Annotated in this window: 13 protein-coding genes; 4 read left to right on the top strand and 9 right to left on the bottom strand. The window is 60.0% G+C overall.

Translation table 11 applies throughout. The annotated features are described in order from the left end of the window. The first annotated feature begins 132 nt into the window (after nt 1-132). Entirely contained in the window at nt 133-1,569 is a 1,437-nt protein-coding gene (locus tag HBA49_RS00655) for an AI-2E family transporter (protein WP_005524817.1), read from the top strand. Between the two features lie 177 nt (nt 1,570-1,746). Then, entirely contained in the window at nt 1,747-2,814 is a 1,068-nt protein-coding gene (locus HBA49_RS00650) for an LLM class flavin-dependent oxidoreductase (RefSeq protein WP_005524991.1), read from the top strand. A gap of 39 nt (nt 2,815-2,853) precedes the next feature. On the opposite strand, the gene HBA49_RS00645 is transcribed toward HBA49_RS00650, so the two are convergent. From HBA49_RS00645 to HBA49_RS00610, 8 genes are all read right to left on the bottom strand, one after another. After that, nucleotides 2,854-4,455: an inorganic phosphate transporter gene (locus HBA49_RS00645; RefSeq protein WP_005522687.1), complete on the bottom strand. Its 1,602-nt coding sequence runs from the start codon at nt 4,453-4,455 to the stop codon at nt 2,854-2,856. Nucleotides 4,456-4,572: 117 nt separating this feature from the next. Further along, the gene (locus HBA49_RS00640) at nt 4,573-5,502 is read right to left on the bottom strand and encodes a sulfite exporter TauE/SafE family protein (protein WP_005525438.1); all 930 of its coding nucleotides are present in this window, start codon (nt 5,500-5,502) and stop codon (nt 4,573-4,575) included. Beyond that, entirely contained in the window at nt 5,466-6,164 is a 699-nt protein-coding gene (locus HBA49_RS00635) for a sirohydrochlorin chelatase (RefSeq protein ID WP_225866026.1), read from the bottom strand. The genes HBA49_RS00640 and HBA49_RS00635 overlap by 37 nt, the downstream gene beginning before the upstream one ends. Then, the gene (locus tag HBA49_RS00630; RefSeq protein WP_005525144.1) at nt 6,161-7,324 is read right to left on the bottom strand and encodes a sulfate adenylyltransferase subunit 1; all 1,164 of its coding nucleotides are present in this window, start codon (nt 7,322-7,324) and stop codon (nt 6,161-6,163) included. Before HBA49_RS00630 ends, HBA49_RS00635 begins: the two co-directional genes overlap by 4 nt. A gap of 3 nt (nt 7,325-7,327) precedes the next feature. Beyond that, on the bottom strand, nt 7,328-8,236 hold the full coding sequence (gene cysD, locus HBA49_RS00625; RefSeq protein WP_005524966.1) for a sulfate adenylyltransferase subunit CysD: 909 nt from the start codon (nt 8,234-8,236) through the stop codon (nt 7,328-7,330). Nucleotides 8,237-8,256: 20 nt separating this feature from the next. Beyond that, nucleotides 8,257-9,048 carry a phosphoadenylyl-sulfate reductase gene (locus HBA49_RS00620; RefSeq protein ID WP_005525345.1) on the bottom strand — a complete coding sequence of 264 codons (792 nt, stop codon included), beginning with the start codon at nt 9,046-9,048 and terminating at the stop codon, nt 8,257-8,259. Further along, entirely contained in the window at nt 9,026-9,268 is a 243-nt protein-coding gene (locus HBA49_RS00615; protein ID WP_005522673.1) for a hypothetical protein, read from the bottom strand. Before HBA49_RS00615 ends, HBA49_RS00620 begins: the two co-directional genes overlap by 23 nt. Beyond that, complete coding sequence (locus HBA49_RS00610) at nt 9,265-10,923, bottom strand: nitrite/sulfite reductase (protein WP_005525387.1); 1,659 nt, start codon at nt 10,921-10,923, stop codon at nt 9,265-9,267. The genes HBA49_RS00615 and HBA49_RS00610 overlap by 4 nt, the downstream gene beginning before the upstream one ends. A 262-nt stretch (nt 10,924-11,185) precedes the next feature. Here HBA49_RS00610 and HBA49_RS00605 point away from each other — a divergent pair, with 262 nt between their 5' ends. Further along, a complete protein-coding gene (locus tag HBA49_RS00605) occupies nt 11,186-12,532 on the top strand; it encodes an FAD-dependent oxidoreductase (protein WP_005524793.1) in 1,347 nt (448 codons plus the stop codon). Here HBA49_RS00605 and HBA49_RS00600 read toward each other — a convergent pair. Beyond that, nucleotides 12,527-13,096 (bottom strand): nucleosidase, encoded by a 570-nt coding sequence (locus HBA49_RS00600; RefSeq protein WP_005524827.1) that lies wholly within the window; start codon nt 13,094-13,096, stop codon nt 12,527-12,529. The genes HBA49_RS00605 and HBA49_RS00600 overlap by 6 nt on opposite strands. A 134-nt stretch (nt 13,097-13,230) precedes the next feature. Between HBA49_RS00600 and HBA49_RS00595 the strand changes: the two genes are divergently transcribed. Beyond that, on the top strand, nt 13,231-13,686 hold the full coding sequence (locus tag HBA49_RS00595; protein WP_005525349.1) for a hypothetical protein: 456 nt from the start codon (nt 13,231-13,233) through the stop codon (nt 13,684-13,686). Nucleotides 13,687-13,731: the final 45 nt, after the last annotated feature.

The following is a 13,731-nucleotide window of genomic DNA, read 5'->3' as shown; positions in this document are numbered from 1 at the left end:
AAATTGAGTAACATTCACTCAACTTTACTGTTTTTGCTGCTAGGCTTGTCGACGCCCATGGTTACCAAGACCGCCACACGGAAAAATTTCTTCTTCCCGTAGCCGATTTTTTGTGGCAGAGTTAAAGCCACAATGAGTACTAAGAAACGCCGCGCTAAAAATGCGCCCTCTAAACCAACAAATTCGCCAAATTCCCCGAATAAGGCGGATTCGGCGCGTCGACAAGCTGCAACGGCTTCGCCGACGGACGATCCTGCGGAATTTCTCACTAACGTGGTGGAAGACGACGCCACCATCGAAGATAAGCCCAAGGTCACCACGGAACTTGCCGAGACCGACCGAGCCGCTATTTTGGGCCAGGATGGCCGCTGGGCTGCCGGCTGGGCTCTCCGGTTCATCATTATGGTTGCCGCCGGCTACCTGTTGTGGCGGGGCCTCGCACTCGTGTGGGAAGGTCTGCTACCAGTACTGTTAGCGATTATCGTGTCCACCGTGCTGTGGCCACCGGTGCGCTGGCTGCGAAAGCACAAGGTCCCCTCCGCCCTGTCGGTGGTGATTGTCCTCATCACCTTCTTCGCCATTTTGGGCGGCATTTTCACCGCCATGGCCCCCAGCATCACCACCCAATCCAAGGATTTGGCCGAGCAGGCGACCAAGGGCATTGAGCAGCTGCAACAGTGGATACAAGGGCCGCCGCTCAATATTGATCTCGGCCACTATAACGACATCATTGACCAGATCTCCACATTCCTGCAAAACCGGGTCACCGATATTGCATCCCGGGTGGTCAGCGGCATTTCTACGGCCGGCTCCATCGTGGTCACGTTCGTGCTCATGCTGGTGCTCACATTCTTCTTCCTGAAAGACGGCGAGGGCTTCCTGCCCATGATCCGCCGGACCACCGGCTATAATGTCGGCTGGCACCTGACCGAAGTGCTGACCCGGATCTGGAACACACTCTCTGGGTTCATCCGGGTGCAGGCCATTATTTCCTTTGTCGACGCCAGCTGTATCTGCATTGGCCTGCTCATATTGCACGTGCCGCTGGCACCGGCATTGGCCGTGATTACGTTCTTCGCCAGCTTCATTCCCATTGTTGGTGCTCTGGTTGCTGGCGCGTTGGCGGTTATTATCGCCCTGGTTTCCAATGGGGTAACTAATGCACTCCTGGTATTAGCAATCATCATTGCGGTGCAACAGTTGGAGGGGCATATTCTGCAGCCGGTGTTGCAGTCCAAGGCCATGAACCTTCACGCCGCAATTGTGCTGCTGTCCGTGACCATTGGTTCCACCATGTTTGGTGTGGTTGGCGCATTCCTGGCCGTCCCGGTGGCCGCCACCTTATCCGTGCTGGTCCGGTACCATTTCGAGCTGGTGGCGCTACGCGCCGGCGAGATCACCATTGACGATATTGAAATGGCCACGAAGGAAGGCCAGGCCATGTCGGGTAAGGGCGATGGTGCGGACCAGCAACCCGACGACGCCAACCTGACCAGCACCCAACGCGCGTTCCAGGCGTTCCAACAGCGGCTGGCCCGGTGGGGGAAGACCAGCCCAGAGAAGAGTTAGAGGCAGTTCTTCAGCTACGAGTGCCCCGGACCTGGATGCGGTTCGGGGCACTGGCATGAACCGGGCGGGAATGAATTCGTGGGGGTGGTGGTTACACTAGGTGCCTAGAGGTAACAGCCATGGGGATTTTTACCCCAGATTGTTGACATATCAACAAGATGATTGGAGGATGACATCGTGAAACGGTTCGGATTCTTGAGTTTCGGGCACTACAGCCTAAAACCTGACAAGACCGGCAAATATGGCGCCCAGGAAGCCCTCAACCAGGCGGTGGAACTAGGGCAGATTGCCGACGAGCTTGGTGTGAACGGGGCGTATTTTAGGGTGCATCACTTTGCCCCACAGTATTCCTCCCCCATCCCGCTGCTCAGCGCCATTGCTGCCACCACTAACACCATCGAGGTTGGTACCGGGGTGATCGACATGCGGTACGAAAATCCCCTGGGCCTGGCCGAAGAGGTGGCTGCCCTCGACCTGCTGTCCGACCAGCGCATCGCCATCGGCGTGTCCCGCGGGTCACCGGAAACCGCGCTGCGCGGCTGGGAGGCCTTCGGCTACGGTGGCCCGGAGCTGGCCCGGGAGGATCCCAAGGGTGCCGCGTTGGCGGCGGAAAAATTTGACACGTTCCTGGCCGCCCTGCGTGGCGACGGCATGGCCACCGCCGCCCCCTTTGAGCAGCAATATCCCCAAATGTTCCGCTCAGGCACCCAGCTGCCGGTACTGCCGCACTCCCCCGGCGCCGACCGGCGCATCTGGTGGGGCGCCGCCACCCATGCGTCCGCGGAGTTGGCCGCCCGCAAGGGTGTCAACCTCATGAGTTCCACGCTGGTGTTCGAAACCAATGGGTCTTCGTTGGGTGATGTCCAGGCGGAACAAATCGCCCGCTACCGGCGGGAATGGGAGAAGGCCGGGCACGATTGGGAGCCGCGCGTGTCGGTGTCGCGTCCGATCTTCCCCATCGTCGACGGCAGTGACGCCCAGATTTTTGGGCCGGCCGGCAGTGGCGAATCCCACGACTCCATCGGGGTGCTTGACGACCAGCGGGGAATCTTCGGCCGCACCCTGGTGGACACGCCGGACAAGATTGTCGAAGCGCTCAAGAATGATAAGGCGGTCATGGCTGCCGACACCCTCATGCTCACTATTCCCAACCAGGCCGGGGTTGCCGTCAACGCCCGGATTCTGGAGAACTTTGCCCAGCATGTGGCGCCGGAGCTGGGGTGGGAGCCAGCGACGAGGGGTTAATCCCACGCCCACGGGTGGGCGTCGACAAGCGAGAAGCGGCTAGCCCCAAATAAAGTTCAGGGTCAGGGCCGCGCAGGAGGCGATGAGCGCGGCGGCGGGCAGGGTAATCACCCACGCCAGGGCGATCGGCTTCATGAGCCGCCAGTTTGCGGAACGATTCACAATGCCGATGCCCAGGATCGCGCCGATCAGGATGTGGGTCGAGCTCACCGGCAGGCCCAGCATCGACGCCGCCATGACCACCAGTGCGGCTGCCAATTCTGCGGCAAACCCCGAGGCTGGGTGCATTTTTGTCAGCCCGGAGCCGACTGTGTGGATCACGTAGCGGCCGATGAACCACAGACCGGCGATCAGCGCCACGCCGCACATAATCATTGCCGCCGACGGCACCGTGCCGCCACCCTCGATACTATTGGTTCGCAGCACATCCAACACCGCGGTAAACGGGCCGATAGCGTTCGCAATATCGTTCGAACCGTGGGAAAAAGCGAACGCCGATGCGGTAAACACCTGCATCCAGGAAAACACGGTAAACGTTGCCCGGGACAGCTCCTGCCGGCGCAGCGTGCGGGCGAACACGAACACCGCCATCCACACCATGACCGCGATCATGCCCAGCATCAAACCATTGCCTAGGCCGGACATTTCGAAGTGGAGGTTTTTGAGTCCCTTGAAGATCATCATCGCCCCAATGATGACCGCACCACCAGCTGCCAAGAGGGGCACACCAGTTTCTAACGCCCGGTGTGTATTAAGCGAATCCCGCCGCTGGTTGAGCCGGTGCAAGTCCCGATAATAGTCGGATTCCAGCTCTTCCGGATCGAAATCACGTTCGGCAATCAGCGCGGCATCCCGCGTCATGGCATTGGTGTAGGAAAGCTGCTGGACCTCGGAGAGGCGTTCGAACGAAGATTTGAAATCTTTGTGGAGTTTAATGCGTTCCTCTTTGATCTGGCGCAGCTCCGCGTCCGCTTTGTCGTTAAACACTAAAATGCGGCGCTTGATCGCGCCGAAGAGAATAAACGCCGTAATCCCCCCCAATACGGGGGAGAGCACCCAGGACACTGCGATGCGACCAATCTCGCCCCACTGCACCATTTCTAGGCCGCCAATGTGTAAAAAGAACCCCAGGGTGAGTGATGCACCCACAATGCCACCAATGATGGAGTGCGTCGTGGACACCGGCAGCCCTAGTTTGGTTGCGATGAGCAGCCACACGGCCGCCCCCAATAGTGCTGCCATCATGATGAATGCAAAATGCATGGCGTCAAGGTGGATGGATTCCAAATCCACAATGCCGCTCTTGACGGTTTCGGTCACCTCACCGCCGGCCAACACTGCACCCGACACCTCAAAAATAGCGGCGACGACGAGCGCCTGCCGCATAGTCAGCGTGCCCGCACCAACCGAGGTGCCAAAGGAGTTAGCAACGTCATTACCACCAATGTTGAACGCCATAAAAACGCCAAACGCAATGGTAGTAATGAGAATAACCTTATTCGCCTCCGGGCCCACATAGTCGAAAGACCAAAAGAGGAAGGTGATGAGGGTGATAACCAGGAGGCCACCAAAGCTTAAGTGCCACCACTTATCCGACGGTACCTTGAGCGGCGGCGAATCTGCCTTCGTGCTGCTAGACATCCAATGAACTTTCTGTATACAACATTGCGAAAATAGCATGCCCCGATAACGTAACCGAATAATAAACCCCTACCCCGGATAGGGGATAAGTACGTATCGTTTGTGCAGCTTATAATACTACTTCACGCCGGAGCTTATGCCATTCACTGCACCTAGCATCGCACGTGTTTGCGTGCTTGTCGACGCCCCCGCCGCGGGAAAATCGTCAGATTCATCACATGGCACCTCGGTGCTCATCACCACATGTGCCTTCCGGGATCGGCGCACCCCACGCCACGTCAAAATCACACCCGCTACCACCGCGTAGGGCCAGCTATGTGGGATATTCAGGCTGATGAGTGCCGTCCCCACAAACCCACCCAAGATGATGGGATTCATGTGGTGAATCAGCCACGCCGACAGCGGTGCCGTGAGTACTCCGCCCAACAGTAGGCACAGCACCGCCACCGCATTGGTCTGTAATTCCTGCCACAATCCCAGGGTGAACCCCATTGTTGCGGCCGACGCCACCAAAAATTCCGCCGTATTCACTGTGCCCACCACCCGGCGCGGTTCCTCCTTCCCTAACGACATGAGGGTGGAGGTGGTGATAGGTCCCCAGCCGCCACCACCGGTTGCGTCGATCAGGCCGCCGAAAATGCCGAGGAATATGAGGAATGGGGTTCGGTAGGGTTTGGGGGTGTTGTGTCGGGCGATAACGCCACGGGAGAACCGCCACAGGAGGTTCACGCCGACGAGGGCGAGGATGATGGCGGTGATAGGTTTCGCGGAATCGGTGGCAATGTGGGAGAGGAGGGTGGCGCCGGTGGCGGCGCCGATAGCCCCGGGCACCCCGAGGGTGAGGACGACCCGCCAGTTGACGTTGCCGAACCGCCAGTGGCTCAGCCCGGAGGCGAGGGTGGTGCCGACCTCGGCGGCGTGAACGACCGCGGATGCTTGGGCGGGCCCCATGGAGAGCAACAGGATGGTGGTGGATGTGACGCCGAAGCCCATGCCGATGCCGCCATCGACTAGTTGTGCGAATGCGCCTGCGAAGATGATGAGCATTGTAACCGCCGTTTCACGATGGTTGCGAGCTTCCCCATGAGCGGCGGGGAATAGCTCAGGTGTTCGGTTGGTGGGTGGTGGGTTCGTAGTTGGTCGAGGAGGAGCCCGTGGGAGACGAAGAGGGGGAGTATGTGGACTCGGTGGTGGGTGGTACGGATGTCGTCGAGGGTGCGGCCGGTGGGGGTGCCCCGGGTGGCGAAGAGGGGTTCGCCGCCGATGGTGTGGGCGAGCTTTTCGACGCTCCGGTTGGCTTCGGGCCGTGAGGATCCGACCGCGTAGAGGATGGGATGGGCACCGGCCGGGATTTGGCTTCGGAGCAGTTCGGCGACGGCGGGCCCGGTGCCGAGCCCCGGGGTAATGGTGATGTCGAGTTGGTCTTCTTTCGCCACTGTGTTCGGAACATCAATGGTGTGGTGGTAGGCGTTGGTGAACAGGAGGGGAACCACGGTGGCCCGGGTGTGGCCGCGGCTGCGCAGCTGGTGGCAGGCATGGTCGAAGGTGTGATCGTGGAAACTCAAGTGGGCGGCCACGGTGTGCCGGCCGGTGTGGCGGTGAACGGCCGCGGCAAGCTGGTTGATGCCGGCCGCGGCGCGGCGATGCCGGGAGCCGTGGGCCAGGAGGATCACACCAGGGACGCCGGCACCGGGGCACGCGGGGGTCACGCGACCAGGCCGGCGGCGAGCGTGCTGCCGGTGTGGTTGTCGACGAGCAGGAACGATCCGACCGCCCCACGGGCCGCGTACGAGTCGATGGGAAGATCGTGCTGCAGCTCCACGGCGGTGTGCACAATATCATTGACCGCAACCGGGTCGGTGACCCTGGCCTTGACCAGGCTGGTCCCGTAGCGGAGATGCACCACAGTATTGGTGGTGACGAGGGTGTCATCCAGGCCGATGATGGTGGCGGCGAAGCTACGGATATTGGGGGGCCGGTTGGTGGCCAACAGGTCGCCCCGGCTGAGATCAATGTCGTCGGCCAGTCGGAGCGTCACGCTGTCGCCGGCGTGCGCGCTGGTGGCGGGCCCATCCGTGGTGTCGATGGCGGTCACGGTCGTGGAACCGTGGGGAGTGGTGACGGTATCTCCCACCGCAATGGTGCCGGTGGCGACCTGCCCGGCATAGCCACGGTAGTCGGTGGCCCGGATCACGTATTGGATGGGGAACCGGAAATCGAGGCTGCTATCGCCGGGGTCGACAGGAATGGTTTCTAACAACTCCAAGATGGTGGGCCCAAAATACCAGGGCAGACGAGGCGACGCATCCACCACATTATCGCCGTGCAGTGCGGAAATCGGGATGGCGTGGGGGTCGGCGATCCCCAGTTCGGCGGCCACAGCCCGGAACTCCCCCTCGATCGCGCGAAACACATCCTCGGAATAGTCGACCAGGTCGATCTTATTCACACCAAGAATGACGGTGCGGATACCGAGGAGGGCGGCGACGGTGAGATGCTTCCGGGTTTGGTCAACCACGCCGTGGCGGGCGTCGACAAGCAACACCACAACCTGGGAGGTGGAAATACCGGTAACCGTGTTGCGGGTGTATTGGACATGGCCGGGCGTGTCCGCAAGGATAAACGTGCGGTTGGGGGTGGAAAAATACCGGTAGGCCACATCAATGGTGATGCCCTGCTCCCGCTCGGCACGCAGACCGTCAACAAGCAGGGAAAGATCCAGGCCGGCGAAACCACGACGGGCGGAAGTCTGCTCCACCTGGGCGAGTTGGTCGGCGAGAACGGACTTCGTGTCGTGCAGGAGCCGACCCACAAAGGTGGATTTCCCATCATCGACGGAGCCGGCGGTGCAGAAGCGGAGAGTATCCATGTGTCAGAAATATCCTTCCTTTTTACGGTCTTCCATGGCGGATTCGCTCAGCCGATCATCGGCACGGGTGGCGCCACGCTCGGTGAGGGTAGTGGTGGTTATTTCCGCAATCACCTGGTCAATGGTGGTGGCGGTGGATTCAATCGCGCCGGTGCAACTCATGTCGCCGACGGTGCGGTAGCGAACCCACTTGGTTTCCACCGGCCCACTCCCCCACGGGCCGGGAGTAAGCCACATGCCATCGTGGTAAAACACCTCCCGCTGGTGGGCGTAATAAATAGGGGGAAGCTCGATACGCCGGGCCTTGATGTATTGCCAAATATTGGCCTCGGTCCAATTCGAAATGGGGAACACCCGAATGTTCTCACCGGGCAAGTGGGCGGCGTTATACAGCCGCCACAGCTCGGGGCGCTGCCGACGCGGGTCCCAACCACCAAAACTGTCACGCACGGAGAAAATCCGTTCCTTGGCGCGGGCCCGCTCCTCGTCACGACGGGCACCACCCAAAACCGCGTCATATTTTTGCTCCGCAATGGTCTCCACCAAGGGCACGGTTTGCAACGGATTACGGGTATGGTCGGGCCGTTCCCTGAGGTCACCCCGATCAATCCAGTCCTGGACGTAGGCGACCCGGAGGCGGGCACCGGTGCGGGCCACCAGCTGGTCACGAAACTCAATGACCTCGGGAAAATTATGGCCGGTGTCGATATGGAGCAGTTCGAAAGGAACGGCGGCGGGGGCGAACGCGCGGCGGGCCAGCTCATACACCACCACGGAATCCTTACCCCCAGAAAACAGGAGGGCCACATTATCGCATTGGCCGGCAACCTCCCGGAGAATATGGATAGACTCATCCTCCAGGGCTTTCAAATGGGGTGATAGGTGTGTCTGGGTTTTCACAGAGGCACTCATTGAGGGTTCCTTCTCTAGTTTTAGGTGTGGAGGCCACATTCGGTCTTGGCGTTCCCCGCCCACCTGCCGGCCCGGGGATCCTCCCCCGGTGCAACGGGAAGCGTGCAGGTCGCGCACCCAATCGACGGGTAGCCCTGGGACGTGAGCGGATGCCGAATCAGGTCATGCGCCTCGATATACTGTTCGGTTTCTTCCAGGGTCCAGGTGATGATCGGGGAAATCTTCAGCCGGCCAGTCCGATCCAGGCTGAGCGCCGGGGCGGTGGCACGGGTCGGACCATCGGCGCGCCGCAACCCAGTCACCCACCCCACATAGGGGCTGAGCGCCACGGCGAGCGGCTCCACCTTCCGCATGCGGCAACAGGCGGTAGGGTGAGTCAGATACAGGCTGGGGCCGTACACCTTATCCTGCTGGGCGCGGCTGAGCTGGGCTTTCGCCGTAATCAGCCGCTGGTTGGGGTAGCGTTCCGCAACCTGGCGGGCAACATCGAGGGTTTCGGCGAAATGATATTCGGTGTCGAGGAATAGGAAATCCGCCTCGGGCAGATGGTGGGCGGCAAGCTCGGCGAGAACCGTGTTTTCCATGCTGAGGGTGACGATGAGCGCGCCGGGGGCGTGGGTGCGGGCCCAGTCGAGAATAGCGTCGGCGGGGGCATCGTACAGTTGTTCGGCGTATTGGTCGACGAGTTGTTGGTTGCGGCGGGCCGTGTCGGGGTCGAGCGGTGTGGTGGTGCGGGGTCCCGCGGGGCTGATGTCGGGGTCCTGGTAGTCGGTATCGCCCGTGGCTGGTTTAGTGAGGTTGATAAAGGTCATGGTTAAGTGAGGCTTTCAGTGCGTCGGCGGTGGAGAGGCTGGCTTTGGGCCGCTGCCCCGGATCGTTTTGGCCGTAGAACATGACGGCGAAAACGCGGAGGCATTCGCGGCAGTTCCAGGCGAATTCGGTCTCAACATCGGGGAATAGGTTTTCGCTGGCACAGTAGGGGCAGTACAGGGGATGGTTGCGGTTGGGGTTGGGGGCGCGGCGGAGGCTCATGATAGGTCCTCGTCGGTGGCGCGCAGCACCCATTCGCGGAATTGTTCCCCGTCGTGGCGTTGCTGTTTGTACTTTTCGACGACCCGCACAATGTAGTCGCCGAGTTCCGCGGAGGTGACCTTGTGGCCCCGAAGTTTCCGACCCCAGTTCAGCCCGAGGGCGCCGCCGAGATGCACTTGGAAGCCTTCCTCACCCCGGACGATTTGGCCCTTGAGCCCAATGTCGGAGACTTGGGAGCGGGCGCAGGCGTTGGGGCAACCATTGAGGGAGATTTTCAGGGGAACATCCAGATCATGCAGCCGCTGCTCTAACTCGTCCACCAGTTCGATGGCCCGGGCCTTGGTGGTGACGTGGGCGAGTTTGCAGAATTCCAGGCCGGTGCAGGAAATAATGCCGCGGCGAAACTCGGAGGGGTGGGTGTACAACCCGGTTTCGGCCAGGGCGTCGGATAGGGGTTGCAGGTCGGCCTGGTCGACGTCGAGGAAGAGGAGTTCCTTGTCCGTGGTGGTGCGGATGCGGGTGATGCCAAACCGGTCGGCGACGTCGGCAATGGCAATGAGTTGTTCCCCGCTGGCATGGCCGACGGTGGGTTTGACTCCCAAATAAAATTTGCCGTCCTTTTGGGGGTGAATCCCAATATGGTCCCGGTAGCCGTCGTGCTGCGGCACTGGGGGGCCGTCGATAAGCGGCGCATCCAGGTATTCCGTTTCTAATATGTGGCGGAATTTTTCCACGCCCCAATCGGCGACCAGGAATTTCAGGCGGGCGCGGTTGCGGAGGCGTCGATAGCCGTAGTCGCGGAAGATGCGGCCGACGGCGGCCCACACGTCGGCAACCCGGTCGAGGGGAATCCACACACCCAAATCCTGCGACAGCATGGGGTTGGTGGACAGCCCGCCGCCGACATAGCAGGCGAAACCGGCGCCGTGTTCGGGATGGATGGAGCCGATAAACGCAATGTCTTGGATTTCGTGGGTGACGTCCTGCCGCGCATTGCCGGAGATGGCAGATTTGTATTTCCGCGGCAGGTTTACGAATTCGCCGCTGAATAGGTGCTTGTCGACGATTTCCTGAATGGCGGGAGTGCCGTCAATGATTTCGTCGGCCGCAATGCCCGCCACCGGGGAGCCGAGAATCACGCGGGGCACATCGCCGCAGCCCATGAGGGTGGACAGGTTGTGCGCCTCAAGCTTGTCCCAAATGGCAGGGACGTCTTCGATGCGGATCCAGTGGAGTTGAATGTTCTGCCGGTCGGTGAAGTCGGCGGTGGATCGGGCGTAGTCCCGGGAAATTTCGCCCACGACGCGCAGCTGGTCGGGGGTGACGCGGCCACCGTCGAACCGAACCCGCATCATAAAATATTCGTCCTGCAATTCGCTGGTGGTGAGCTTGCTGGTGTACTCGCCACCCAGGTCTTGCCGGCGTTGGGAATATAGCCCCAACCATTTGAACCGGGGCGCTAAATCCTCGGCCGGTATGGATGCGAACCCTTGTTTGGAATAGATGTCAATGACCCGCTGCTTGGCGGACAGGCCATCGGCCTCTTGCTTGATGCGTTCGTCATCATTTAAGGGGTCGTATCCGTCGATTTTCCATTGGCCTTCCGGCTTTTTCTGGCGGGCCGGCCGGGTCTTCGTACTGGTGCTTGGTGTCATGATTGCGCTAATTTTCGTCGGTAACGGTTGTTAGGTAACCACCTAACCGTACCGATTGGTCTATTTCAAGAATACCGAGCAGTAAGTGACAGATTTTGTTTACAAAATCCGTCTTGAACTGGGGGAACGTCAACTAAAAAAGTGTGAATAAAATTATTGTTGACGTGTAATTGAATTTAATTCTTGCGCTTACCGCGGTAACTGCCTACATTTTATAGACCAAGCAGTCTATCAATTGGTCTATTGTTTTGAAAGGTATTTTATGACCAGCCCTACCGATCTTCGAGTCGCAGTTATCGGCGCCGGACCCGCCGGCATCTACGCCTCTGACCTGCTAGCCAAACAAGGCGTCAATATCGACCTATTCGAACAAATGCCCGCACCATTTGGCCTCATCCGCTACGGCGTCGCCCCCGACCATCCCCGCATCAAAGGCATCATTGCGTCCCTGCACCGGGTGCTCGATACCCCCACCATTCGCCTGCTGGGAAACATTCACATTGGGGAAGACATCACGATCGCACAACTCCACGAATATTATGATGCCGTGCTGCTTGCCACTGGTGCTGTTGCTGACCGCGACCTCGACATCCCCGGCGAAAACCTCAACGGATCCTACGGCGCAGCAGACTTCGTAGGCTTCTACGACGGCAACCCCCGATTCCACCGCACCTGGAACCTCACCGCCACCCATGTTGCCATCATCGGCGTCGGCAACGTCGCCCTCGACATCTCCCGCATCCTCGCCAAAACCGCCAACGAACTCCACACCACCGAAATCCCCGACAACGTCTACCAAACCCTCAAAACCAACCAAGCCACCCACATCCACATCTTCGGACGACGCGGACCAGCACAAGCCAAATTCACCCCACTCGAACTCAAAGAACTCGACCACTCCCCCAGCATCAACGTGGTGGTGGATCCCGAGGATATTGATTATGACGAGGCGTCCATTGCTGCGCGCCATGCCTCAAAATCCCAGGACTTGGTGTGCCAAACGTTGGAGCAATACGCGATGCGGGAGCCCAAGGATGCCCCGCACACCCTTCATATTCACCTATTCGAAAATCCGGTCGAAATCCTGGGCGAGGATGGCAACGTTGTTGGGCTCCGCACCGAACGCATGGAACTAGATGGCACCGGGCATGTGCAGGGAACCGGCAAGTTCACCGAATGGCCAGTCCAAGCAGTGTACCGGGCCGTGGGATACCGGTCCGAAGCAATCACCGCCGTCCCCTTCGACCATGGCACGGCGGTCATCCCCAACGATGGCGGGCATGTTGTGGACCCGGCCGGGGAGATAGTGCCCGGCGTGTATGTCACCGGGTGGATCAAGCGCGGCCCGGTCGGACTCATCGGCAACACCAAATCCGACGCCAAGGAAACCACGGACATGCTGATAGCGGACGCCCTGGCCGGCCGGCTGACCCCACGCACCGCAACCGGGGACATCACGGAATACCTAGAGGCCCAGGGAATCCCCTACACCACCTGGGATGGGTGGCATAAACTCGACGCCCACGAACGCAGCCTCGGTTCGGCCGAGGGGCGGGAACGGAAAAAGGTGGTGGAGTGGGACGAAATGGTCGCCCACTCACGGTCATAGGCGGTTGAGCCTTTGATTGAGCGTTCGGATCGCCCCCGCGAGATCCTGGGCGCCGCGATCGACCGCATCCACCCAGGTATCGGCGGCAGCGTCATCGGCGTTGTCGCTCACCTGTTTAATGAGGGTGCAGGGAATCCCGAAATGCTGGGCAACGAACGCAATGGCGTACCCCTCCATGTCGCATAACTGGGCTTGCTGCACCAGCCGGGCGCGGGTGTCGGGGTCATTGACAAAGCTATCGCCGGTGGCAAGATGCGCGGTCGGAAGCGTGCTCACTGTGGGCAGATCAATACCGTTGGGGAAGGGCTTTCCGATTATTTGTTCGATCACCTTGTGGTCGAAATCGTGTTGAAACACATGGTCGATCTCGAAAATCCCGGTATTACCATTCAGGGAACCGGCGGTGCCGAAGTTAATAATGCGCTCGGGCAGCTCGTCGGCGCGGGCAAGGTACTCCGTGAGCGTCAAGGTGGCGCGAATGATACCAATGCCGGTGACAATGAGTGGGTAGTCGCTGGGAACCTGGGCTGCCTCGCCCTGGGTGGCGGATACGTAAAGGATCATCGTTTCATTGTAGACCAAGGTGTCTATAATTTTATTCACGTGATGAGCTGGCAGTTTAGGCCATACAGACGAGAAATAGACCGATCCGTGCTAAATTCTAGACAAATCAGTCTAGAGCTTTGAAAGGGGTTCTGATGCCTCACCTACGTATCGCAGTCATCGGCGCCGGCGCTGCCGGTCTCTACACCTCTGATCTGCTCATGCGTTGTTCCGTCCCACTGCACGTCGACCTGATCGACGCCGCACCCACACCCCTGGGCCTGGACCTCCACTACCGCAGCCCCCGCCGCACCAAGTCAACGGTGCGGGTACTCGGCAACGTTGCGGTGAGCGTCGACAAGCTTCGGCCGCTTTACGACGCCGTTATCGTGGCCGATTTCACCCATGACTTCGCCGCGCAATTCGCCGTATCCACCGCAGTCTTCGGGCCGTCGCACCGCACCGACTACCGCGATGTGACTGACTACCTCGACGAACAGAGCGTCCCCTACACCGAATGGCTCGAAGCCCTCGACCTGCCAACTGGACGTAGCCTGGCAGACTGGCGGCACACCCTGAAAATTGCCCGAGGCGTACCTGTCTGCGTTTAAAGCGAAGTCGCATAATCCTTCCAGTGATTCATAGGGGATACCTAC

Source organism: Corynebacterium matruchotii (assembly GCF_011612265.2).
GTDB classification, from domain to species: domain Bacteria; phylum Actinomycetota; class Actinomycetes; order Mycobacteriales; family Mycobacteriaceae; genus Corynebacterium; species Corynebacterium matruchotii.
The sequence above is the reverse complement of the archived record's forward strand: the minus strand, read 5'-3'. Positions and strand labels throughout refer to the sequence as shown.